Consider the following 23,623-nt stretch of genomic DNA (forward strand, 5'->3'; position numbering starts at 1 on the left):
AGGTCAGTCGCGCAGGCTGATCACCGGCCAGCCGCGTTTCTCGGCCTCGGCCCGCAGGTTCGGATCCGGATCGACCGCCACCGGGTGCGTCACTGCTTCCAACAGCGGCAAGTCGTTCATCGAGTCACTATAGAAGTAGCTGTCGTCCAGCGAATACCCGGTCTCTTCCAGCCAGCGGTTCAGCCGGGTCACCTTGCCCTCGCGGAAACAGGGGATGTCGGTGCTGCGCCCACTGTAGCGACCGTCAATCATTTCGCACTCGGTGGCGATCAGGGTTTCGACGCCCAGACGCTCGGCAATCGGCGCGGTGACGAAGCGGTTGGTGGCGGTGATGATCACCAGCTTGTCGCCGGCATCACGGTGTTTTTTCAGCAGCTCGATGGCTTGGGGCAGCACGATCGGCTCGATGCAGTCGCGCATGTATTCGAGATGCCACTGCGCCAGCACCTCCATCTCGGTACGGCCGAGGATTTCCAGGCAGAAATTCAGGTACGCGGCGTTGTCCAGCTTACCGGCCAGGTAGTCCTGGTAAAACTCATCGTTGCGCGCCTTGTAGGTGACGGCATCCAGAAACCCGCGCTCGCAGAGGTAATCGCCCCAGGCGTGATCGCTGTCGCCGCCCAGCAGCGTGTTGTCCAAGTCGAATAAAGCCAGCCGCATTGCAGTTACTCGCTGAAATTTCTTGAGAAAGGCGCCCAGAATACGGACTTTTCACAAGAGTGCACATAAGGTGGGCAGCCTCGTTGCTGCTTTCACAACCTTTGTGGAACAATGCGGCGACATGCGTTTGCGAGGTTGTTGCCGTGATCGATCCCGATGGTTTCCGTCCCAATGTGGGGATCATTCTTACGAATGATGCCGGACAGGTGCTATGGGCTCGCCGTATCAATCAAGACGCCTGGCAGTTTCCACAGGGAGGGATCAACCCCCAGGAGACGCCGGAAGAGGCTTTGTACCGCGAGTTGAACGAAGAAGTGGGGCTGGAGCGAGAGGATGTCGAAATACTCGCCTGCACCCGAGGCTGGTTGCGCTATCGTTTGCCGCAACGCCTGGTCCGCACGCACAGCCAACCGCTGTGTATCGGCCAGAAGCAGAAATGGTTTCTCCTGCGCCTGATCTCCAACGAGCAGCGGGTGCGGATGGATTTGACCGGTAAACCGGAATTCGATGGCTGGCGCTGGGTCAGTTATTGGTATCCGTTGGGCCAGGTGGTGACATTCAAGCGCGAGGTGTATCGACGCGCTCTCAAAGAGCTTGCCCCGCGCCTGCTGACGCGCGACTGACGACGGAGTTCGACCCCGAGCCATGCTCAATACGCTGCGCAAGATCGTCCAGGAAGTTAACTCCGCCAAGGATCTCAAGGCGGCGTTGGGGATTATTGTATTGCGCGTCAAAGAGGCCATGGGCAGCCAGGTCTGCTCGGTCTATCTGCTGGACCCCGAGACCAACCGTTTTGTGCTGATGGCGACCGAGGGCCTGAACAAGCGCTCCATCGGCAAGGTCAGCATGGCGCCCAACGAAGGCCTGGTCGGCCTGGTCGGTACCCGGGAAGAACCGCTGAACCTGGAAAACGCCGCCGATCACCCTCGTTATCGCTACTTTGCCGAGACCGGCGAAGAGCGCTACGCATCGTTCCTCGGCGCACCGATCATTCACCACCGCCGCGTCGTCGGCGTATTGGTCATCCAGCAAAAAGAGCGCCGCCAGTTCGACGAGGGCGAAGAAGCCTTCCTTGTGACCATGAGCGCGCAACTGGCCGGCGTTATCGCCCACGCCGAGGCCACCGGCTCGATCAGCGGCCTGGGCCGCCAGGGCAAGGGCATCCAGGAAGCCAAGTTCGTCGGCGTGCCGGGCTCACCGGGCGCGGCGGTGGGCACCGCGGTGGTCATGCTGCCACCCGCCGACCTCGACGTGGTGCCGGACAAGACCATCGCCGACATCAATGCCGAGCTGGGCTTGTTCAAGACCGCCATCGAAGGCGTGCGAGCCGACATGCGCGCCCTGTCCGCCAAGCTGGCGACGCAACTGCGGCCTGAAGAGCGCGCGCTGTTCGATGTCTACCTGATGATGCTTGACGATGCCTCCCTGGGCAGCGAAGTGACCACGGTCATCAAGACCGGCCAATGGGCCCAGGGCGCGTTGCGCCAGGTGGTGACCGACCACGTCAACCGTTTCGAACTGATGGACGACGCCTACCTGCGCGAGCGCGCCTCCGACGTCAAGGACCTCGGTCGCCGCCTGCTCGCCTACCTGCAGCAAGAGCGTCAGCAGACCCTGGTCTACCCCGACAACACCATCCTGGTGAGCGAAGAGCTGACCCCGGCGATGCTAGGCGAAGTGCCGGAAGGCAAGCTGGCGGGCCTGGTCTCGGTACTGGGCTCAGGCAACTCCCACGTGGCGATCCTGGCCCGGGCCATGGGCATTCCCACGGTCATGGGCCTGGTGGACCTGCCGTATTCCAAGGTCGACGGCATCCAGATGATCGTCGACGGCTACCACGGCGAGGTCTACACCAACCCCAGCGACGTGTTGCGCAAGCAATTCGCCGATGTGGTGGAGGAAGAGAAGCAACTCTCCCTGGGCCTGGATGCCCTGCGCGACCTGCCGTGCATAACCCTCGATGGCCATCGCATGCCGCTGTGGGTCAACACCGGCCTGCTGGCCGATGTGGCCCGGGCGCAGAAGCGTGGCGCCGAGGGCGTGGGCCTGTACCGCACCGAAGTGCCGTTCATGATCAACCAGCGTTTCCCCAGCGAAAAGGAACAGCTGGCGATCTACCGTGAACAATTGTCCGCGTTTCATCCGCAACCGGTAACCATGCGTAGCCTGGACATCGGCGGCGACAAATCGCTGTCCTACTTCCCGATCAAGGAAGACAACCCGTTCCTCGGCTGGCGCGGGATCCGCGTGACGCTCGACCATCCGGAAATCTTCCTGGTCCAGGCCCGCGCCATGCTCAAGGCCAGCGAAGGCCTGAACAATCTGCGCATCCTGTTGCCGATGATCTCTGGCACCCATGAGCTGGAAGAAGCCCTGCACCTGATCCACCGGGCCTGGGGCGAGGTGCGCGACGAAGGCACCGACGTACCCATGCCGCCGGTGGGCGTGATGATCGAGATTCCGGCAGCGGTGTACCAGACCAAGGAACTGGCGCGGCAGGTGGACTTCCTGTCGGTAGGCTCCAACGACCTGACCCAGTACCTGCTGGCCGTGGATCGCAACAACCCACGAGTGGCCGACCTCTACGACTACCTGCACCCGGCCGTGCTGCAAGCCTTGCAGAACGTCGTTCGCGACGCCCATGCCGAGGGCAAGCCGGTGAGCATCTGCGGCGAAATGGCTGGCGACCCGGCGGCGGCGGTGCTGCTGATGGCGATGGGCTTCGACAGCCTGTCGATGAACGCCACCAACCTGCCGAAAGTGAAATGGATGCTGCGCCAGATCAACCTCAGCAAGGCCCAGGAGCTGCTGGCGGAGCTGATGACCATCGACAATCCGCAGGTGATCCATAGCTCCTTGCAGTTGGCGCTGAAAAACCTCGGGCTGGCGCGGATGATCAACCCGGCTTCGAACAAGACCCTTTAGATCCCGCGGCGAGCATTTGTGGCGAGGGAGCTTGCTCCCGCTGGCGGGCGAAGCCCGCCCAAAAGCTTAGGGGCTACTTCGTAGCCCAGCGGGAGCAAGCTCCCTCGCCACGGGGTTATCGTCGGCATTAAACGAGCAGCTCCACCTCCCCCAAATGCCCCCCATGCGGCCCGAAACTGCGCTCGACCATCTGCCGCGTCCCGTCAGCATTAACGATCAGCGCCGTGCTCGCCCGCGTCCCGTAGGCCGGGCTGGCGATGAACACGCTCGACAGCAGCATTTCCGTGGACAGTCCCACGCCGGTGTCCGGCAGCTCGGCCACCGGGGCCGGTTGCGGATCGTTCAACAGCGTCAGCAGCGCTTGGGGTTGCGGGTCATGCAGCACCTCACTCAACGCCGTCCGGGCCTTGAGCAATTTCGGCCAGGGCGTGTTCAACCCGGCGTTGGACAATCCGTAGATCCCTTCGGCTAACAACTGCGGGCGTGTATCGCGTGCGTTGTAGTGCCACAGTTCGGCGCCATTGCCCAGCAGCAGGTTGAAGCCACCGTACTCGCCGGCGCGCGGCACGACTTCGCTCAGATAATCGACGATCGACAGGTTCCCGGTCAGGAACCGCGCCACCAGCTCGCCGCGAGACTTGAACGCCGGGAGCTGGCCAGGATCGCGGATGTTGGTCAGCGCGGAAAAGCGGCCCCCGGCGCCGACCCCGAGCCAGGTGCCGCCCGCTTCCAGGTCGCGACCGGCATGCACGTGCGGTGCGTCAGGCCACTGCGCCAGTGGCAGCGTCGGGCGCGCGTAGAACTCGTCGCGGTTAGCCGCCACGATCAGCGGCTGGGCGTGGCCGGGCCGCCAGGCAAATACGATCAGGCACATCAGGTTGTCCTGTGAAAAATCCGAGCTCCGCTTTCGTGGTGCCTACTTTACCCACACATCACCAACGCATCCATCGCCTTCAGTGGAGCCCAGGCCCCTCGATCCGTTACCATGCCGCTCTTGTTTGCGATGGTCGAGGCGACGCTGGTGGAATTTCCGCTTTATCTGCTGCTCGGCGCCTGTGCCGGTGTACTCGCCGGGCTATTCGGCGTCGGCGGCGGGATGATCATCGTCCCGGTGCTGGTGTTCAGTTTCACCTTGCAGGGTTTCGACCCGCAGGTGTTGACGCACCTGGCTGTCGGTACGTCCCTGGCATCGATCATCTTTACCTCGGTGAATGCCGTACGCGAGCATCACCGCAAAGGCGCGGTGCGCTGGCAGATCTTTACCTGGATGACCGTCGGGATCCTGATCGGTGCCGGTTTCGGCGCCATTACCGCCGAAGCGATCTCAGGCCCGCATCTGCAAAAAATCATCGGCGTATTCGCCATGCTCGTTGCCCTGCAACTGGCGCTGGATTTCAAGCCGAAGGCCAGCCGTACCGTGCCGGGCAAGGTCGGATTGGGCCTGGCCGGCACGGTTGTCGGCTGGGCCTCGGCGATTTTCGGCATCGGCGGCGGTTCGCTGACCGTACCGTTCCTGACCTGGCGCAGCGTGCCGATGCAACAAGCGGTGGCAACTTCGTCGGCCTGCGGGCTGCCCATCGCCCTGGTCAGTGCGTTAAGTTTCATGATTCTGGGGTGGCAGGATCCGCTGTTGCCGCCCCATAGTCTCGGTTTTGTATATTTGCCGGCACTGCTGGGCATCGCCCTGACGAGCATGATCTTCGCCCGTTTCGGCGCGCGACTGGCCCATCGCCTGTCGCCGCGCTTGCTCAAGCGGCTGTTCGCCGCTTTGTTGTTCAGTGTGGGCTTGAGTTTCCTGCTCTGACGCAATCCTGGCTTAATCCCGAGGTGGCAGCTTCGCCCGGGTATTTTTGACGTTCACGAGGAATATCAATGCTGCCTTACCCGCAGATCGATCCGGTTGCCCTGGCCATCGGCCCGCTGAAAATCCACTGGTACGGTCTGATGTACCTGATCGGTATCGGTGGCGCCTGGTGGCTGGCCTCACGCCGGCTCAACCGGTTTGACCCGACCTGGAACAAAGAGAAGCTCTCGGACCTGGTGTTCTGGCTGTCCATGGGCGTGATCGTTGGCGGGCGCCTGGGTTATGTACTGTTCTACGACCTGAGCGCCTACCTGGCCAACCCGACGCTGATCTTTGAAGTCTGGAAGGGCGGCATGTCGTTCCACGGGGGCTTCATCGGCGTGATGCTGGCGGCGCTGTGGTTCGGCAAGCGCAACAACAAGTCGTTCTTCGAACTGATGGACTTCGTCGCGCCGATGGTGCCGATCGGCCTGGGCGCCGGGCGCATCGGCAATTTCATCAACGCCGAGCTGTGGGGCAAGCCGACGGACGTGCCGTGGGCGATGGTCTTCCCGCCGTTCAGCGACCCGGCCCAATTGCCGCGCCACCCGTCGCAGCTGTACCAGTTCGCCCTGGAAGGCGTGGCACTGTTCCTGATTCTCTGGTTGTTCTCGCGCAAGCCGCGGCCGACCATGGCGGTATCGGGCATGTTTGCGCTGTTCTACGGGATCTTCCGTTTCATCGTCGAGTTCGTCCGCGTACCGGACGCCCAGCTCGGCTATCTGGCGTGGAACTGGCTGACCATGGGCCAGGTGCTGTGCCTGCCGATGATCATCGGTGGCCTGGCGCTGATCTGGCTCGCTTATAACCGTGCACCGGCTGCGGCGGCCAAGGTTTAAAATTCGGACCCCGGGGCGCTGGCCCCGGGTTCAAGGACACAGGTAACTCATGAAGCAATATCTCGACCTGGTGGCTCACGTCATCAAGAACGGCACCAAGCAAGCCAACCGCACCGGCGTGAACACCATCAGTTTCCCTGGCGCGATGCTGCGCTATGACCTGAAGGAAGGCTTTCCCGCCATCACTACGCGCAAGATGGCCTTCAAGTCGGCGATCGGCGAGATGTGCGGTTTCTTGCGTGGCGTGAACAATGCCGCCGAGTTCCGGGCCCTGGGCTGCAAGGTCTGGGACCAGAACGCCAACGAAAATGCGCAATGGCTGGCCAACCCGTTCCGCCAGGGCGAAGACGACCTGGGCGAGATCTACGGCGTGCAATGGCGCAAGTGGCCGGCCTACAAGCAGATCCCGCTGAGCAACGCGGCCGCCATCGAGCAGACGCTGGCCCAGGGTTATCGGCAGATCGCCGAAGGCAAAGAAAACGGCCAGGCCTACGTGGTGCTGTACAAGGCCATCGATCAGGTTCGCCAGTGCGTCGACACCATCATCAAGGACCCGGGCAGCCGGCGCATCCTGTTCCACGGCTGGAATTGCGCCCAGCTCGATGAAATGGCCCTGCCACCGTGTCACCTGCTGTATCAGTTCCATCCGAATGTCGAGACCCGGGAAATCTCCCTGACCCTCTACATCCGCTCCAACGACCTGGGCCTGGGCACGCCGTTCAACCTCACCGAAGGCGCCGCGCTGCTAAGCCTGATTGGCCGCCTGACCGGTTATACGCCGCGCTGGTTCACCTATTTCATCGGCGATGCCCACGTCTACGAAAACCACTTGGACATGCTCAATGAACAGCTCACGCGCGAGCCGTTCCCGATGCCCCGACTGGTGATTTCCGAGCGCGTGCCGGAGTTCGCCAAGACCGGCGTATACCAGCCCGAGTGGCTGGAGCAGGTCGAACCGAGCGACTTCTCCCTCGAAGGCTACCAGCACCATGCGCCGATGACCGCGCCGATGGCGGTCTAAAAAACACCCCGTCTCCCCTGTGGGAGCGAGCTTGCTCGCGATGAGGTCATCACATTCAACACAGATGTTGACTGATAAACCGCTATCGCGAGCAAGCTCGCTCCCACACTGGATCTGCATGCGCTGCAGGTCAGTTCAATGCCCATGACTCCTGCCCACATGTGAGTGCTCCACCTCCGGCGCCACCGCCCCGCTCACCTCCAACCGTTGCAAGATTCCACACTGCTCAAGATCCGGCCCTTCGCCACAGCGATGGCGCAGGTCGATCAGTTGCGCCTGCAAGGCCTGCAGGCCGTCGATGCGCGCCTTGACGTGATGGATGTGTTCGTCGATCAATGCGTTGACGCTCTCGCATTGGTCCTGGGGGCTGTCGCGCAAGGCCAGCAGGCTGCGGATTTCCTCCAGGGTCATGTCCAGGGTCCGGCAGTTGCGGATGAACGTCAGCCGCTCGGCATGGGCCTGGGTGTAGACGCGATAATTGCCGTCACTGCGGGCCGGTTCCGGTAGCAGCCCCTCACGTTCGTAATAGCGGATGGTCTCGACCTGGCAGTCGGTGATTTTCGCCAGTTCGCCAATCTTCATCGGATGAACTCCAAATAGGTGCTTGACCCTATAGTGGCTACAGGGTCTTTACTGCGCAACAGGCACTTTTCACGGACGTAACCCGATGAACGATTCCATCCATACACCCCGACCCGCCCATGGCCATGAGCACGGGCACTCCTGCTGCTCATCCAAGGCAGCGCCGGCGGTAGTCACGCTCGACAAAACGCCGACGGACGGTGCGCGGCTGAGCAGTTTTCGCATCGAAGCCATGGACTGCCCCACCGAACAGACACTGATCCAGAACAAGCTCGGCAAACTTGAAGGCGTGCAGCGACTGGAATTCAACCTGATCAACCGCGTGCTGGGCGTAACCCATGACCTGCCCAGCGACACGCCGATCATCAAGGCCATCGAGTCCTTGGGAATGCAGGCGGAACCGTTGACGGCTGGCCAGGACAAACCGACTCACACCCCGCCCGCCCCAGCCAAACCATGGTGGCCGCTGGCGTTGTCCGGTGTCACGGCATTGGGCGCCGAGGTGATTCACTTCACCAACGCCGCGCCGAACTGGGTCGTCGCGTTGGTGGCGCTGGTGTCGATCCTCAGCGGTGGCCTCGCCACCTACAAGAAGGGCTGGATTGCCCTGAAGAACCTGAACCTGAACATCAACGCCCTGATGAGCATCGCCGTGACCGGCGCGGTGTTGATTGGCCAATGGCCGGAAGCGGCGATGGTGATGTTCCTGTTCACGGTGGCCGAACTGATCGAGGCCAAGTCCCTCGACCGTGCGCGCAACGCCATCAGCGGCCTGATGCAGATGGCGCCGGAACAGGCCACCGTGCAGCAGGCCGATGGCAGTTGGCAGGTCCAGGAAGTGAAGAGCGTCGCTCTTGGCGCGCGGGTGCGGGTTCGCCCCGGTGAACGCGTCGGGCTGGATGGCGATGTGGTCGCAGGCCGTTCGACCATCGACCAGGCGCCGATCACCGGCGAAAGCCTGCCGGTGGACAAGACCGTGGGCGACAAAGTGTTTGCCGGCACCATCAACCAGGCCGGTGAACTGGAATACGCCGTGACCGCCGCGGCCGATCAATCCACCCTGGCGCGGATTATCCATGCCGTGGAGCAGGCCCAGGGGGCCCGGGCACCGACTCAGCGCTTCGTTGACCGGTTCTCGACAATCTACACACCGGCGGTGTTTGCCCTGGCCTTGGCTGTGGCCGTCATCCCGCCGCTGTTCATGGGCGCAGTCTGGTTCGACTGGATCTATCGGGCGCTGGTCCTGCTGGTGGTCGCCTGCCCATGTGCACTGGTGATTTCCACCCCCGTGACCATCGTCAGCGGCCTGGCGGCAGCGGCGCGCAAAGGCATCCTGGTCAAGGGCGGCGTGTACCTGGAGGGCGGCCACAAGCTCGATTACCTGGCCTTGGACAAGACCGGCACGATCACCCACGGCAAACCGGTGCAGACCGACTACCTGGCACTCGACCCGAGCGTGGAAACCACCGCACCGGCCCTGGCCGCCAGCCTCGCGGCGCGGTCGGACCATCCGGTGTCCCGGGCGATTGCCCATGCGGCTGTGGATAAACAATCGGCGCAGCAGGTTGTGGATAACTTCGCGGCGCTTGCCGGGCGCGGCGTTCGCGGTGACATCGGCGGCCAGACCTATCACTTGGGCAACCATCGCCTCGTGGAAGACCTGGGCCTGTGCTCTCCCGAGCTGGAAGCGAAACTCTTCGCCCTGGAAAAACAAGGCAAGTCCGTCGTGCTGCTGCTCGACAGCGCCAGGCCTCTGGCGCTGTTTGCCGTAGCCGATACCGTCAAGGACTCCAGCCGCGAAGCGATCCGGCAGTTGCATGACCTGGGCATCAAGACACTGATGCTGACCGGCGACAACGCCCACACCGCCGAGGCGATAGCCGCACAGGTGGGCATGGACCGAGCCCATGGCGACCTGTTGCCGGAAGACAAGCTGCAAGTCATCGAGAAGCTCTATGCCGAGGGTCACCGGGTCGGCATGGTGGGCGACGGCATCAACGATGCCCCGGCCCTGGCCCGCTCGGAAATCGGCTTCGCCATGGCGGCGGCCGGCACCGACACCGCCATCGAGACCGCTGACGTAGCGCTGATGGACGACGACCTGCGCAAGATTCCCGCATTCATCCGGCTGTCGCGGCAGACGTCGAGCATCCTCAAGCAGAACATCGCCCTGGCGTTGGTGATCAAGGCGATTTTCCTTGCGGTGACCTTTGCCGGGTTCGCCACCATGTGGATGGCAGTATTTGCCGACATGGGGGTGAGCTTGCTGGTGGTGTTCAATGGGTTGCGGTTGTTGCGCAAGTAAAAATCAGAGCGACCGGGCTGGCCTGCTCGCGAAAGCGGTGGGTCAGCTTGCATTGATGTTGGATGTGCCGCAGCCATCGCGAGCAGGCTCGCTCCCACACTGGTCTCCCAATAGACATCAAATTCGTGTCAGTCCCAAATCCCCTGTGGGAGCGAGCCTGCTCGCGAAAGCGGTGGGTCAGCTTGCATTGATGTTGGATATGCCGCAGCCATCGCGAGCAAGCTCGCTCCCACACTGGTCTCCCAATAGACATCAAATCCATGTCAGTCCCCGAATCCCTGTGGGAGCGAGCCTGCTCGCGAAAGCGGTGGGTCAGCTTGCATTGATGTTGGATGTGCCGCAGCCGTGTCACTCGCGCTTGGGCTCGCGGATCTTGTACCAGGCCACATACAGCGCTGGCAGGAACAGCAGCGTCAGCAGCGTGGCGACGATGATCCCGCCGATCATCGCGTAGGCCATCGGGCCCCAGAACACTTCCCGGGCGATCGGGATCATCCCCAGGCTCGCCGCCGCCGCCGTCAATAGGATCGGCCGGCGCCGGTGCTCGGTCGCTTCCACCACCGCATCCCAGGGTTCATAGCCGTCACGTTCGTATTCGTCGATCTGGGTCACCAGGATCACCGAGTTGCGGATGATGATGCCGATCAGCGCAAGGATCCCGAGGATCGCCACAAAGCCCATGGGCGTGCCCGTCGGCACCAGCGCCAGGACCACGCCGATCAAGCCCAGGGGCGCGACACTGGCCACCAGGAACAACTTCTGCACGCTGTGCAACTGGATCATCAGGAACGTCGCCATCAGGAACAGCATCAGCGGCACCACGCTGGCGATCGGCCCCTGGGCCTTGCTGCTTTCCTCCACCGTGCCGCCGGTGGCGACCTTGTAGCCTACCGGCAATCTGGCGGCGAACCTGTCGATGTCCGGTTGCAGTTGCCGCACCAGGTCCGTCGGCTGGATTTCATCGCGCACGGCAGCCTTGATGGTGATGGTCGGCTTGCGGTCGCGACGCCATACCAGCGGTTGTTCCAGTTCGTAGCGCACCGTGGCAAAGGCCAGCAGCGGAATCGAGGTCCCGCCCGGTGTGACGATCTGCAGGTTCTGCAAGGTTTCCGGCGAACCGCGCTCGGCGTCTTCGGCGCGACCCACCACGTCGATCAGGTAGATATCGTCGTTGACCTGGGTCACCGGCGAGCCGCTGACAATGCTGTTCATCAGCCGGGCCACGTCATCCGAAGACAATCCCAGTTGCCGCGCCTTGTCCTGGGCGATGTCGATGCGCAGTACTTTGCCCGGCTCGTTCCAGTCGTAGATGATCTCGCCAATGTGCGAGTTCTTGTCCAGTTCGGTGGCAAGCTCGATGGCATGCTTGCGCACCTGGTCGATGTCCTTGCCGCTGACCCGGTACTGGATCGGCCGGCCGACCGGCGGGCCCATTTCCAGCGCCTGCACGTAGCTGCCGATGCCGACGAAATCTTCACGCAGGCGCTTTTGCAGGCGTTCGCTGAGGGCCGTGCGCGACTCCAGATCCTTGCTGACGATCACCAGTTGCGCGTAGTACGGGTTCTGCAGTTGCTGGTCCAGCGGCAGGTAGAAGCGAATGGCGCCTTCGCCGATGTAAGTGCTCCAGCGCGCGATGTCCGGGTCGCCCTTGAGGGTGGCCTCCAGGCGATCGACCGCCTTGCGCGTCTCGTCCATCGAGGCGTTCTGCGGCAGGTTGAGGTCCACCAGGATCTCCGGGCGGTCCGAGGACGGGAAGAACTGGTTCTGTACGAAGCGCATGCAGAATACCGCCAGCGCGAACAGCAGCACGGTGATGCCAATTGCCCACCAGCGATTGCGCATCGCCCACAGCAGGCCACCGTTGAAGGCCCGTCCGACCCGTCCCGGCTCGTTGCTGTGGGGCTTTACGTTGGGACTGAGAATGTGCACGCCGATCACCGGGGCGAACAGCACCGCGACGATCCAGGACACCAGCATCGCCACGGCAATCACCGCGAACAGCGTGAAGGTGTATTCGCCAGCCGAACTGGCGTTCAGGCCGATGGGCACGAAGCCGGCCACGGTCACCAGGGTCCCGGTGAGCATCGGAAAGGCGGTCGAGGTATAGGCAAACGTCGCGGCCTGATCCTTGGAATCGCCTTTTTCCAGGCGCGTGACCATCATCTCCACGGTGATCATGGCATCGTCCACCAGTAGACCAAGGGCGATGATCAATGCACCGAGGGAAATCCGCTGCATGGTGATGCCGCTGTATTCCATGAACACGAACACCATCGCCAGCACCAGCGGGATCGAGCAGGCCACCACCAGCCCGGCGCGGATGCCGAGGCTGATGAAACTGACCACCAGAACGATGATCACCGCCTCGAACAAGGCGCTGGTGAAGCCGCCAACGGCTTCCTCCACCACTTCGGCCTGGTCCGACACCGTATGCACGCCGACCCCCACCGGCAGGTCCGCGGTCAGTTCGTCCATGCGCGCATGCAGCGCCTTGCCGAACTCCTGGATGTTGCCACCCTTCTTCATGGCAATGGCAAGACCGATCGCCGGCGTGCCGTTGAAGCGGAACATCGGCGTGGCGGGGTCGACATAACCACGGCGAATGTCGGCGATATCGGCGAGGCGATAGAAACGATCGTTGAGTCGCAGGTTGACGTTGGCCAGGTCCTTTTCCGATTGGAACTGGCCGGACGTGCGCACGGAGATTCGCTCCGGCCCGGCGTCGATCACCCCTGCCGGGGTCACGGCGTTCTGCGACTGCAGGCTCTGCACCACCTGGCGCTGGTCGATGCCCAGTGCGGCGAGTTTGCGCGTGGAAAAATTCAGGTACAACACTTCGTCCTGCTCGCCGACCATTTCCACCTTGCCCAGGCCGGGCACGTCGCGGATCTCGGCGCGCACCTGTTCGACATAATCGCGCAACTGACGCATCGACAGGCCGTCGCCGGTAAAGGCATACACCGAACCGTACACGTCGCCGAACTCATCGTTGAACCCTGGGCCTTGCAAGCCTTCAGGGAAATCGCCACGAATGTCATTGATCTTCTTGCGGACCTGGTACCAGATCTGCGGGATTTCCTCGGCGCCGGTGGTATCACGCAGATACACGAACACCGTCGACTCCCCCGGCCGGGTGTAACTCTTCACATAATCGAGGGAATCAAGCTCTTCGAGTTTTTTCTCGATGCGGTCGGTGACCTGGTCGAGGGTTTCTTCCTGGGTCGCGCCGGGCCAGCGGGTCTGGATGACCATGGTCTTGATGGTGAACGACGGGTCTTCTTCGCGGCCCAGGTTCATGTACGAGAACACGCCCATCAGCAATGCGACGAACATCAGGTACCACACGAAAGACTGATGCCGCAGGGCCCATTCGGATAAGTTGAAAGGCCCTTTCATCGTGCGTCCTCGTCGAGTTTCACTTTTTGCCCCGGCTGGAGACTGTTCACCCCGGCGCTGACCACGCGGTCGCCAGGCTTGATGCCGTTGGCGACCAGGACCGATCCGGCCGATCGCTCGATAATCTTTACTTCTCGTGGCGAGACTGTCTGGCTCTGCGGGTCGATCAGCCAGATTCGCGCCTTGCCGTCGACTTCCTGCAACGCGCTGAGCGGCAGCTCGATGCGCGGTTCGATGGCCGAGCTCAGGGTCACGCCGATGGCGGTGCCCAGGCGAAAGGCCGGCGGGGTATCGGTCAGGGTCAGGCGCGCGCGGCGGGTACGGGTGGCGCTTTGCGCCTGAGGCTCGATCTCGCGCACGATGGCCGTGGTGTGGGTCGCCGGATCGAGTTGCGCGGCGACCTTGAACACCACATCCTCGGGCAGGCGCTCGGCCAGCCCGGCGGGCAAGTCGATCACCGCTTCCTTGACGTCCGGGCGGGCCAGCGTCACTACTTGCTGGCCGGCGGTCACCACCTGCCCCGCCTCGGCCGTCCAGGCGGTGACGACCGCGTCATGGTCGGTACGCAGTTCGCTGTAGTTGAGCTGGTCGCGGGCCTGTTCTACCGTGGCCTTGGCCTGTTCCAGGGAGGCAGCGGTGGTCTTCAGGTCGGTCTGGGCGATGTCCAGTTGCGCCTGGGCACCGACGCCACGGTCGAATAATTGCTGCTGGCGACGGGCATTGGCCTGGGCATTGATGTACTGCGCCTCGATCCGCGCCAGGTCGCCCTGGGCGGCGCGCAACTGGTTCTGCTGGTCGGTGGGGTCGAGGGTTGCGAGCAGGTCGCCCTTCTTCACTTCCGCGCCGACATCGACGTTGCGACTGGCGATGCGCCCCGGCACACGAAAACCCACGTTGGTTTCGTAGCGTGCCTGGATATTCCCGGCGAAGCGTCCCAGAGCCTGCTGGTCCAAGGCCCGGACCTCAATGGACAACACCGGCCGCACCGGCTCCGGCGGCGCTTCTTCTTTCGAGCAGGCGGCCAGCAGCAGGCTGGCCGCGACCATCCACAGGCGCTTCATGGCTGGGCTCCTGGCGGGTTTTTCTCATAGTTGTTTTCGGCGATCTCGACGCGCATGCCCGGATGAAGCAACTGCCCGCCGGCAATGATGACTTTTTCGCCGCCCTTGAGCCCGTCGCTGACGATGACCTTGCCGGTCAGGTAGCGGCTGACGGTGACGTTGTGCAATTGCGCCTTGCCTTCGCCGTCCACCAGCCACACGGCCGGATCACTGAGATTCTTGGTCAGTGCCGACCAGGGCAATTCCACGGCGGTTTTTCCTGCGGATTTGGCGGTGGCGCTGACCACCGAACCCAGGCGCATGCCTTCGGGCAAGTCGTTGAGCGTGACCTTGACCTGCACGGTGCCGGTCTCGGCGGACACCGCCGGGGTGATCTCGCGCACCGTACCAGTGGTCTTGATGGCAGGGTTGTCGAGCAGGCTGATGACGATGTCCGGCGCCGATGGCGGTTCGCTCAGCAGCGACTCGTAGATGTTGAACACCGCGTCGCGCTCACCGTCCCGGGCCAGGCTGAAGATCGGCTCCGTGGCCTGGACCACCTGGCCCACTTCGGCCTGGCGCGCGGTGATGATGCCCGGCGCCTCGGCGATCAGTGCGGTGTAGCTCAGCTGTTCGCGGGCATTGGCCAGTTGTGCCTGGGCCGCCGTCAGCGCGCTCTGGCTGCTGCGCAGTTGCGCCTGGGCCGCGTCGTATTCGCTCTGGCTGGTGTAGCCCTTGGGCAAGAGCTTCTGCTGGCGCACAAATGCCGCCGCACTCTGCTTGACCCGCGCCTGTTCGGCGGCCACCTGGGCCTCGGCGGAGTCGACGTTGGTCTGCAGGTCCCGCGGATCGAGCCGGGCCAGCACTTGCCGGGCCGAGACTCGGTCGCCGACGTCGACTTTGCGCTCGATGATCTTGCCGCCGACACGAAACGACAGGTCAGCCTGCACGCGAGCCTGGACATCGCCGGTAAGCGTCACCGAGGCGGCGTATTCGGAAGGTATGGCCTGCTGCACGAAAACCCGTGGCAAGGCTTTTTCCTCGGGCTTCTTGTCACCGCACCCCGCCAACACCGCACACACGCCCAAGCCAACAATCAATTTGATTCCAGGACCAGCCATGCAGACTCCTTTGCGTTGTACGGACGTACCAGTGACGATACGACTGTGAGCTTAGAACAGGGTTCACCGAATGCACAGGAATCGGGCAGACTCGTCTGTGACATCCATGTACGAAGGGAATTCGCATGCTCACGACCCTGGCGGTGGCCAACTACCGGTCCATCAACAAACTGGTCATCCCGCTGGGCAGGCTGAACCTGATCACCGGGCCCAACGGCAGTGGCAAATCGAATCTGTATCGCGCCCTGCGCCTGCTGGCGGAGACGGCGCAGGGTGGCGTGGTCAATGCTCTGGCCCGTGAAGGTGGGCTGGGCTCGACCTTCTGGGCCGGCCCGGAAGAAATAAGCCGTCGCATGCGTAACGGCGAGGTACCTGTGCAGGGCATCGTGCGTCAGGGCAGCATGCGCCTGCGCCTCGGATTTGCCGGGGAAAATTTCAGCTATTCGATCGCCCTGGGCCTGCCGGAACCCAGTCGTTCGGCGTTTTCATTGGACCCTGAAATCAAGCGCGAATGCATCTGGGCCGGACCGGTGTACAGGCCTGCCAGCTTGCTGGTGGACCGCAACGGGCCAATGATCCGCGCCCGTGAAAGCCGTTCGTGGGACGTATTGGCCCAACACACCCCGACCTTCGATAGCCTGTTCGATCAGGTCGGCAGCCTGCGCGCTTCGCCGGAGGTCTTGCAGATGCGCGAGTTCATCCGTCGCTGGCGCTTCTACGACCACTTTCGCAGCGATGCCGACGCCCCGGTGCGCCAGCCGCAACTGGGCACTCGCACCCCGGTGTTGCACCACGACGGACGCGACCTGGCTGCAGCGCTGCAAACTATTCTGGAGATAGGCGACTACGAAGCCCTGCACGCCGCCATTGGCGATGCGTTTCCTGGCGCTCAACTGCACATCGACAAACTGCAGGGCGGGCGTTTCGCCATCGCCTTCCAGCAACACGGCCTGCTGCGACCGTTGTCGGCCGCCGAGCTGTCCGATGGAACCCTGCGCTACCTGCTGCTGGTAGCCGCCCTGCTCACGCCGCGCCCGCCCTCGCTGATGGTGCTCAACGAACCGGAAACCAGCCTGCACCCGGATCTGTTGCCGGCCTTGGCACGCTTGATCATCCGCGCTTCGGCCAATTGCCAGGTCTGGGTCGTGTCCCATGCCACACGCCTGATCGCCGCGCTGGAGCAGGATGAAAACTGCAATTGCATCGTGCTGGAAAAAGACTTGGGACAGACCGCAATCGTCGGACAGCGGATGCTGGATGAGCCGGCGTGGCATTGGCCTGAATAAGTAGTGACTGACAAACCGCCTTCGGGAGCAGGCTCGCTCCCACAGGATTTCCATATGACCACAGAACTGTGTCACTGAAGATCCATTGTGGGAGCGAGCTTGCTCGCGATGGCGATCGGAAGATTTACCTAAAAATCAGCGGCTCACCCCTGCCACTTGCCACCCTCGACAATCACGCTTTCAGGTTTGGTGTCATCGCTCAGTTCCTTGCGCACGTACTGGTCGTACAGCTTGAGCAAATATTTCTCTTCACCCAGCTTCGCCAGTTCCGCATTGACCCAGTCGCGCAGCTCGATATTGCCCTTCTTCACCGCCGGGGCAATCGGTGCTTCGGCACCCAGTTTCTGCTCCAGCACGCGATAGCCGGGGTTTTGCTTGGCCCAGCTGAACAGCACCAGATTGTCCTGGGCATACGCATCGCCTCGACCGTTGGCAAGTGCCTGCAAGGATTCGGAGTTTTTCTCGAACTTGAGCAGCTTCCAGTCCGGGTGATTACTGGTCAGCCAGATATCCGCCGTGGTGCCGGTGGTGACGATGGTGGTGCGGGTCGCCAGGTCATCTAGAGTTTTCACTTCGCTGGCTTGCGGCACCAGCGCCTGCACCGCCACTTTCAGGTTCGGATTGGTGAAATCCACCGCTTCCTTGCGCTCCGGGGTCACGGTCATGTTGGCCAGGATCAGGTCGACTTTGTCACTCTGCAGGAACGGAATACGGCTCGCCGGCTCGACTGCAACGAATTCGACCTTGTTTTCGTCGCCGAGCAAGTCCTTGGCGAAGCGACGACCGATGTCGGTGTCGAAGCCGACATAACGCCCCGCCTCATCGACGAAGCCAAACGGCGGCTTGTCGGTGAAGACCCCGACGATCAGCTTGTCCCGCGCCTTGATCTTTTCCAGATAGCTGGCCGGTGCGGTGCCTTGGCTGGCGGCATTGGGCTTGGGTGGCTCTTCGGTTTTGTTGCAGCCGGCGAGCAAGAGGCCAGCGAGCAGCGGCAATAGCAGCAGAGACGACTTGGCAGTTTTCATGACAGTTGCAGTTCCTTTGTTAGAGTCGATTGGGGTAGTGCGGCGACGTAGGAGAACTTCTCCAGGAACTGCTGCGCTCGTGCGGTTTGCGGGTTCGTAAAGAAAATCTCGGGAGGGTTCTGTTCAAGGATCCGCCCGGCATCCATGAACACGATGCGGTCAGCCACGGCGCGGGCGAAGGCCATTTCGTGGGTGACGATCAATAGCGTCATGCCTTCGCGGGCCAGGCCCTGGATGACTTCCAGCACTTCCTTGACCATTTCCGGGTCGAGGGCGGCGGTAACTTCATCGAACAGCATGACCTCAGGGTTCATGCACAGCGAGCGAACGATGGCGATGCGTTGTTGCTGACCGCCGGAGAGCTGGCGTGGGAAAGCATCGCGTTTGTCCAACAGGCCCACACGGGCCAACAAGGCTTCGGCCTGGGCGCGCGCTTCACCGCGGTCACGCTTTTGCACTTTGACAGGGCCGAGCAGCAGGTTATCGAGCACGCTCATGTGCGGGAACAGATGGTAGCTCTGGAACACCATGCCGATCCGTTGCCGTATCTCGCGCCAATCGGTGCCCTTGTCCAGCAACTCACGACCAGACAATTCAAGGCTGCCGCTGTGGGCCACTTCCAGCCCGTTGAGACACCGCAACAGGGTACTTTTGCCGCAACCGCTGGGGCCGAGAATGACGATCACTTCCCCGGCCTGCACTTGCAGGTCGATGCCGTCCAGTACTTGCTGTTCGCCGAAAAACTTGTTGAAACCCTTGAACTCGATCAATGCGCTCATGCTTGCGTCCAGCGCCGCTCCAGCACGCGGGAGGCGGCCGAGAGCGGGTAGCAGATGAAAAAGAAAAACAGGAACAATGCGCCGTAGATCAGCACCGATTCGTAGGTCCGCTCGATGATCTGCTGGCCGACCTTGATCACGTCCACCACGCCGATCAGCACCGCCAGGGAACTGGTCTTGATGATGCGCGTGTAGACGTTGATGGTCGGCGGCGTCATGCGCCTCAGGGCTTGCGGCAACAGCACGTAACCGTAGAGTTGCGCGCCGTTCAGGCCAATCGACAATCCCGCCTCACGCTGGCCGCGCGGCAATGAATGCAGCGCGCCGCGCACCACCTCGCCGACCTCGCTTGAACCCCACAGCGACAACACCAGGACCGCGCACCAGAAGCTCGGAATACTCAGGCCGAAAAAAATCGGCAGCCCGAAAAACAGCAGGTACAACCAGACCAGCACCGGGATCGCCCGGAACAGCTCCAGGTAGATCCGCAGAACAGCGTCCAGCCACTTCACGCCCAGCGTACGCAACACGCCGTAAAGCAAGCCGCCGACGGTGCTGAAGGCGATGCCCAGGAAAGAAATCGACAAGGTCTGCACGGCGCCTTTGCCCAGTTGCGGCAACGACACCCACAACAACTCAAGACCCGAACTGGCCATGCTGGAGCCTCCTTTCCAGACGGCTGAGCAACAGCGACAGTGGCAAGAACAACAGCACGCAAATCAGCGTCAGCACGGCGAGCATTTCGTAAGTCTTGTAGTAGAGCGCGATGTAGCTTTTGGTGGTGTAGAGAATCTCCGGCACCGCCACGGCCGAGACCACGGTGGTCTCCTTCAGCAGGAAAATGAAGTTGGCGAACAGCGACGGCAGGCTGAGAATCCCGGCCTGCGGCAGAATCACGTAGCGCAGCAATTGCCCGTGGGATAGGCCGATGGAACGACCGGATTCCAATTGCGCCTGCGGCACCGCGTCCACGCCCGCACGCAGTACTTCCGTGAGGTAGGCACCGCCCAGGAACGTCATGGTGATGATCGCTGCGGCAAACCCCGAAACCTTGATACCCAGCGCCGGCAACGCGAAATAGACGAAGAACAACTGGATCAGCAGCGGCGTATTGCGCGCCAACTCCACATACAGGCCGACCAGGCGTTGCAGGTAAGGCGTGCGCGACACAAGGATCGTCGCGTTCAACAGCGCCACCAGCAGCGAGGTGACGATGGCGACAAGGCCCACCTGCAGCGTCACGCCCACGGCCTTGAGAAACGCCGGGAGGGTGCTGAGGATAAAAGCGTAATCGAAGTTCATTGAACATCCTGGACGCCGCTCGATAAGCGGCGGTAGCGCGGTCCTTGGGCAGCGGGTAGCTGCTCGGCAAGCGCTGACTTTAAAGGTATAAGAATTGAAATTTAAATACCGTTAAAGCATATGGATATCACCCGAAAAACTATCCCTTGTCGATCAGGCGGTGTGAAACCGCCTTTGATCTTGTGGCGAGGGAGCTTGCTCCCGCTGGCCTGCGAAGCAGGCTCTGTTCTTGAGGTAGACCGCATCAGCCGCTTTTGCGACTGCTGCGCAGCCGAGCGGGAGCAAGCTCCCTCGCCACGGGTAAGCCGTGCCGCTACACGATATGTTGAGCACAAAAAAACGCCGACGCTGTATCAGCCGTCGGCGTTTGTAACTGCGTTAAGGTCTACCGCGCCGATCAGAACGCCGGCAGTACCGCGCCGCTGTATTTCTTCTCGATGAACGCCTTCACTTCCGGGCTGGTCAGCGCCTTGGCCAGTTTCTGGATGGCCGGGCTGTCCTTGTTGTCCGGACGGGCCACCAGGAAGTTCACGTAAGGCGAATCCGAACCCTCGATCACCAAGGCATCCTTGGCCGGGTTTAGACCTGCTTCCAGGGCGTAGTTGGTGTTGATCATGTCCAGGTCGACCTGATCCAGCACACGCGGCAGCATGGCCGATTCCAGTTCCTTGAACTTGAAGTTCTTCGGGTTCTCGGCGATGTCTTTCGGCGTTGCCAAGGCGTTTTTCGGGTCCTTGAGTTTGATCAGGCCAGCTTTCTGCAACAGGATCAGGGCACGACCGCTGTTACTGCCTTCGTTAGGGATGGCGATGGTCGCGCCGTCTTTCAGCTCAGCCAGGCTTTTTACTTTTTTCGAGTAGCCGCCAAACGGTTCGACGTGGACGCCGATTACCGTCACCAGGTTTGTGCCTTTGCCTTCGTTGAAGCTCTTGAGGTAAGGCAGGGTCTGGAAGTAGTTGGCGTCAAGGCGCTTCTGGTCAACCTGTACGTTGGGTTGGACGTAGTCGGTGAACACCTTGATTTCCAGGTCCACGCCTTCTTGGGCCAGGGCCGGCTTGATCAGCTCGAGGATTTCAGCGTGGGGTACCGGTGTGGCAGCCACGACCAGTTTTTCCGCCGCCTGGGCCAGGCCCGAGGTCAGGGCTGCCGCCAATGCGGTGAACAACAGAACCTTTTTCATGCAGTGTCCTTATCGAATATCACTGTCGTCATGGACGACGGCCAAATGTGGGCGTGCCAGCGAAGTGCTATCGCTGGCGTGATGCGGAAGATACCGATATTTTTTATGCCTTAACAATATCTTTTATTCAAGTTCATATTCATTTTACTCATATAAGAAACCGCTCTGTGGCGAGGGAGCTTGCTCCCGCTCGGTTGCGCAGCAATCGCAAAAATCGGGGTCCGCTACGCGGCCCAGCGGGAGCAAGCTCCCTCGCCACAAATGGATATCCTGATCTATAGCGTTTGGACCAGTCGATCGAGCAGCGCCTTGAGGGCGGTGCGCTCAGCTTGCGAGCCCTGTGCAATAACCTGCTCCACCTGCCGTTCGACCAGTTCCAGGGCTGAAAGCTGGGACGGCAAATTCAAATGCTCCGGCAAAATCTCATCGCCGGCACTCACCAGCAATGCAAAATGAATAACGTTCTCCAACTCGCGGGTGTTGCCCGGCCAGCTGTGGCGTTCAAGCTCCCGTTGCGCCGCTGCACTGATCAGCGGCACGGCCAGGCCAAGGCGCTGGCTGTAGATGCCCAGGAAGTATTCGGCCAGGGAAAGGATATCGCCCACCCTCTCGCGCAAGGCGGGTAACTCGAGCTGCCCCTCGCTCAGATAGTGATAAAGCCGGTCATGAAATTTTCCGGCGTCCACCGCTTGCGCCAGATCAATGCTGGTGGCCGCCACCAGGCGCACGTCCACCGGGCTCGGTTGTTGGGCGCCAACACGCGTGACCTCATGGTTTTCCAGCGCCGCCAGCAACTTGATCTGGATCGGCAGCGGCAGGTCTCCGATCTCATCCAGGTAGAGCGTGCCGCCGTTGGCCGAGCCGAACCACCCGGCCCGACTGCTGGCCGAACCGCTATAACTGCCGGCGGAATAACCGAACAATTCGGCGTCGGCGTAGGTCGGGCTGATAGCGCCGCAATTGACCGAAACAAACAGCCCACCGCGATTGCTCTCGCGATGGATATGCCGGGCCAGCAGCTCCTTGCCGGTGCCGGTTTCGCCGCGAATCAGCACCGAAATCGCCCGTGGCGCCAGTTGTTCCAATTCCTGGCGCAACTGCCGCGAACGCGGGTCGACGAACACCAGTGCCTTGGCACGGATGCTCAGGGGGCTTTTTTCCGAGTCGGGAAAGGTCAGCAAGGGCTGACCGAAGGTTTCATGCAGGCTCATGGCAGGCTCCCGCCCCAAACCGCCGGCGAGACGGAGGGCATTAAAATTCAGGCGCGACGCAGGGCGTGATGCTCCATGCGGTTTTGCAAACGATAGAGATAAGCGAAACCCTGCTCCCAGCGCTGGTGGCCGGACTTCACATTGATGTGCCCCGCCCCGGCCAGGATCCCGGCCTCGGCCCCCCAACTCCGCGCCAGCTCCATGGCGCGCGCGGCACTGACCGCCGCGTCGTTGTCGGAACTGACCACTTGGCTGGGAAACGGCAACAGGTCCGTGGGAATCGGCGCGAAGTTGCGTAGCGCCGGGGCACAAGCGGGCCGCTCGACATCCGCCGGCGCCACCAGCAACGCGCCACGCACCTGCCGCAGGAATGGCACCGGCGCGGTGGCGGCCCAATGGGCCACGGTGATGCAACCCAGGCTATGGGCGATCAGGATCACTGGCGTGCTGTCGCTGGCGATGGCTTCGGCCAGCGCGGCGACCCAATCTTCACGCCGTGGCGTCAGCCAGTCAGCCTGCTCGACCCGGGCACTGTTGGGCAGACTGTTCTGCCAGTGGGTTTGCCAATGATTTTCCGGCGATCCTTGCCAGCCCGGCACAATCAGGTAGCGAATCGATTCGTTGCGCATGGGTGCTCTCCTGCGTGTCTGTTCCCGGACGAGTATAAGGAGGAGAGTTATATTATTTAAGGAATAAGAAGCTATTTGGTAATACTAAAATCGAATAAAACGATTATCTCAGTGGGAGCGAGCCTGCTCGCGAATAGGACCATCAATCAACATAGATGCGGCATACTGCCGCTTTCGCGAGCAGGCTCGCTCCCACAGTTCGCCACAGTTTTTTTTACCGCGAGTCACTCGCTCCGTCCCTTGCGCAACAGCACGTCGAGTTGATCCACCACCAACGCCCAGTCGGCATCTTCAAGGATTTCGTCGTGCAGCAACTGCCGCTGGCCCTCGCTCCAGAAGAACGCATCGGACAGGTGCAGCTCGGGCTTGAGCGGCGAGTGGCTGGCGATGAACTGATCGATGCTGACGGCGTCGTCGGGCAGACCGAGTTGTTTGAATAACGCGGGCAGCGTATGGACTGGGGATTCCATGCGGGACTC

21 protein-coding genes are annotated in these 23,623 nt (G+C 62.0%); 7 read left to right on the top strand and 14 right to left on the bottom strand.

Annotation, left to right across the window (positions count from 1 at the left end; all coding sequences use genetic code 11):
• Positions 1–3: 3 nt before the first annotated feature.
• Positions 4–660, bottom strand: coding sequence for an HAD family hydrolase (locus J3P84_RS26335; protein WP_434570403.1), 657 nt, complete (start codon positions 658–660; stop codon positions 4–6).
• Between the two features lie 143 nt (positions 661–803).
• Between J3P84_RS26335 and J3P84_RS26340 the strand changes: the two genes are divergently transcribed.
• Entirely contained in the window at positions 804–1,283 is a 480-nt protein-coding gene (locus J3P84_RS26340; protein ID WP_003186867.1) for an RNA pyrophosphohydrolase, read from the top strand.
• 22 nt (positions 1,284–1,305) lie between these two features.
• Positions 1,306–3,585, top strand: a complete 2,280-nt coding sequence (ptsP, locus tag J3P84_RS26345) for a phosphoenolpyruvate--protein phosphotransferase (RefSeq protein ID WP_305497566.1) — start codon at positions 1,306–1,308, stop codon at positions 3,583–3,585.
• A gap of 127 nt (positions 3,586–3,712) precedes the next feature.
• Here ptsP and J3P84_RS26350 read toward each other — a convergent pair whose 3' ends face one another.
• Complete coding sequence (locus tag J3P84_RS26350) at positions 3,713–4,459, bottom strand: NRDE family protein (protein ID WP_434626589.1); 747 nt, start codon at positions 4,457–4,459, stop codon at positions 3,713–3,715.
• A 147-nt stretch (positions 4,460–4,606) separates the two neighbouring features.
• Here J3P84_RS26350 and J3P84_RS26355 point away from each other — a divergent pair, with 147 nt between their 5' ends.
• From J3P84_RS26355 to J3P84_RS26365, 3 genes are all read left to right on the top strand, one after another.
• On the top strand, positions 4,607–5,389 hold the full coding sequence (locus tag J3P84_RS26355) for a sulfite exporter TauE/SafE family protein (RefSeq protein WP_434631541.1): 783 nt from the start codon (positions 4,607–4,609) through the stop codon (positions 5,387–5,389).
• Positions 5,390–5,457: 68 nt separating this feature from the next.
• Positions 5,458–6,267 carry a prolipoprotein diacylglyceryl transferase gene (gene lgt, locus J3P84_RS26360; protein WP_434570407.1) on the top strand — a complete coding sequence of 270 codons (810 nt, stop codon included), beginning with the start codon at positions 5,458–5,460 and terminating at the stop codon, positions 6,265–6,267.
• Between the two features lie 49 nt (positions 6,268–6,316).
• Positions 6,317–7,288, top strand: coding sequence for a thymidylate synthase (locus J3P84_RS26365; RefSeq protein WP_434626591.1), 972 nt, complete (start codon positions 6,317–6,319; stop codon positions 7,286–7,288).
• 135 nt (positions 7,289–7,423) lie between these two features.
• Here the strand turns inward: J3P84_RS26365 and cadR are convergent, their stop codons facing one another.
• Positions 7,424–7,870 carry a Cd(II)/Pb(II)-responsive transcriptional regulator gene (gene cadR / locus J3P84_RS26370; RefSeq protein WP_434570409.1) on the bottom strand — a complete coding sequence of 149 codons (447 nt, stop codon included), beginning with the start codon at positions 7,868–7,870 and terminating at the stop codon, positions 7,424–7,426.
• A gap of 85 nt (positions 7,871–7,955) precedes the next feature.
• Between cadR and J3P84_RS26375 the strand changes: the two genes are divergently transcribed.
• The gene (locus J3P84_RS26375; RefSeq protein WP_434626592.1) at positions 7,956–10,175 is read left to right on the top strand and encodes a heavy metal translocating P-type ATPase; all 2,220 of its coding nucleotides are present in this window, start codon (positions 7,956–7,958) and stop codon (positions 10,173–10,175) included.
• Between the two features lie 348 nt (positions 10,176–10,523).
• Here the strand turns inward: J3P84_RS26375 and J3P84_RS26380 are convergent, their stop codons facing one another.
• The 3 genes from J3P84_RS26380 to J3P84_RS26390 are packed head-to-tail and all read right to left on the bottom strand — an operon-like array spanning position 10,524 to position 15,732.
• Positions 10,524–13,571, bottom strand: coding sequence for an efflux RND transporter permease subunit (locus J3P84_RS26380; RefSeq protein ID WP_434626594.1), 3,048 nt, complete (start codon positions 13,569–13,571; stop codon positions 10,524–10,526).
• Positions 13,568–14,632 (bottom strand): efflux RND transporter periplasmic adaptor subunit, encoded by a 1,065-nt coding sequence (locus J3P84_RS26385; RefSeq protein WP_434626595.1) that lies wholly within the window; start codon positions 14,630–14,632, stop codon positions 13,568–13,570. Before J3P84_RS26385 ends, J3P84_RS26380 begins: the two co-directional genes overlap by 4 nt.
• Complete coding sequence (locus tag J3P84_RS26390) at positions 14,629–15,732, bottom strand: efflux RND transporter periplasmic adaptor subunit (protein ID WP_434626596.1); 1,104 nt, start codon at positions 15,730–15,732, stop codon at positions 14,629–14,631. Before J3P84_RS26390 ends, J3P84_RS26385 begins: the two co-directional genes overlap by 4 nt.
• A 125-nt stretch (positions 15,733–15,857) precedes the next feature.
• Between J3P84_RS26390 and J3P84_RS26395 the strand changes: the two genes are divergently transcribed.
• Entirely contained in the window at positions 15,858–17,018 is a 1,161-nt protein-coding gene (locus J3P84_RS26395; RefSeq protein WP_434626597.1) for an AAA family ATPase, read from the top strand.
• A 143-nt stretch (positions 17,019–17,161) separates the two neighbouring features.
• Here the strand turns inward: J3P84_RS26395 and J3P84_RS26400 are convergent, their stop codons facing one another.
• From J3P84_RS26400 to J3P84_RS26435, 8 genes are all read right to left on the bottom strand, one after another.
• Positions 17,162–18,043 carry a transporter substrate-binding domain-containing protein gene (locus J3P84_RS26400; RefSeq protein ID WP_434626599.1) on the bottom strand — a complete coding sequence of 294 codons (882 nt, stop codon included), beginning with the start codon at positions 18,041–18,043 and terminating at the stop codon, positions 17,162–17,164.
• Positions 18,040–18,822 carry an amino acid ABC transporter ATP-binding protein gene (locus tag J3P84_RS26405; protein WP_434626600.1) on the bottom strand — a complete coding sequence of 261 codons (783 nt, stop codon included), beginning with the start codon at positions 18,820–18,822 and terminating at the stop codon, positions 18,040–18,042. The genes J3P84_RS26400 and J3P84_RS26405 overlap by 4 nt, the downstream gene beginning before the upstream one ends.
• Positions 18,819–19,478, bottom strand: coding sequence for an amino acid ABC transporter permease (locus J3P84_RS26410; RefSeq protein ID WP_434626601.1), 660 nt, complete (start codon positions 19,476–19,478; stop codon positions 18,819–18,821). Before J3P84_RS26410 ends, J3P84_RS26405 begins: the two co-directional genes overlap by 4 nt.
• Positions 19,459–20,124, bottom strand: a complete 666-nt coding sequence (locus J3P84_RS26415) for an amino acid ABC transporter permease (RefSeq protein WP_434626602.1) — start codon at positions 20,122–20,124, stop codon at positions 19,459–19,461. Before J3P84_RS26415 ends, J3P84_RS26410 begins: the two co-directional genes overlap by 20 nt.
• 397 nt (positions 20,125–20,521) lie before the next feature.
• Positions 20,522–21,304: a MetQ/NlpA family ABC transporter substrate-binding protein gene (locus J3P84_RS26420; protein ID WP_434626604.1), complete on the bottom strand. Its 783-nt coding sequence runs from the start codon at positions 21,302–21,304 to the stop codon at positions 20,522–20,524.
• Positions 21,305–21,579: 275 nt separating this feature from the next.
• Positions 21,580–22,515 carry a sigma 54-interacting transcriptional regulator gene (locus J3P84_RS26425; RefSeq protein ID WP_434626605.1) on the bottom strand — a complete coding sequence of 312 codons (936 nt, stop codon included), beginning with the start codon at positions 22,513–22,515 and terminating at the stop codon, positions 21,580–21,582.
• A 47-nt stretch (positions 22,516–22,562) separates the two neighbouring features.
• Positions 22,563–23,144, bottom strand: coding sequence for an alpha/beta hydrolase (locus J3P84_RS26430; protein WP_434570425.1), 582 nt, complete (start codon positions 23,142–23,144; stop codon positions 22,563–22,565).
• A 224-nt stretch (positions 23,145–23,368) separates the two neighbouring features.
• Positions 23,369–23,614 (bottom strand): DUF2789 domain-containing protein, encoded by a 246-nt coding sequence (locus tag J3P84_RS26435; RefSeq protein ID WP_434626606.1) that lies wholly within the window; start codon positions 23,612–23,614, stop codon positions 23,369–23,371.
• Positions 23,615–23,623: the final 9 nt, after the last annotated feature.

The sequence above is a fragment of the Pseudomonas sp. Z1-29 genome, from assembly GCF_051131995.1.
Taxonomy (GTDB): Bacteria; Pseudomonadota; Gammaproteobacteria; order Pseudomonadales; family Pseudomonadaceae; genus Aquipseudomonas.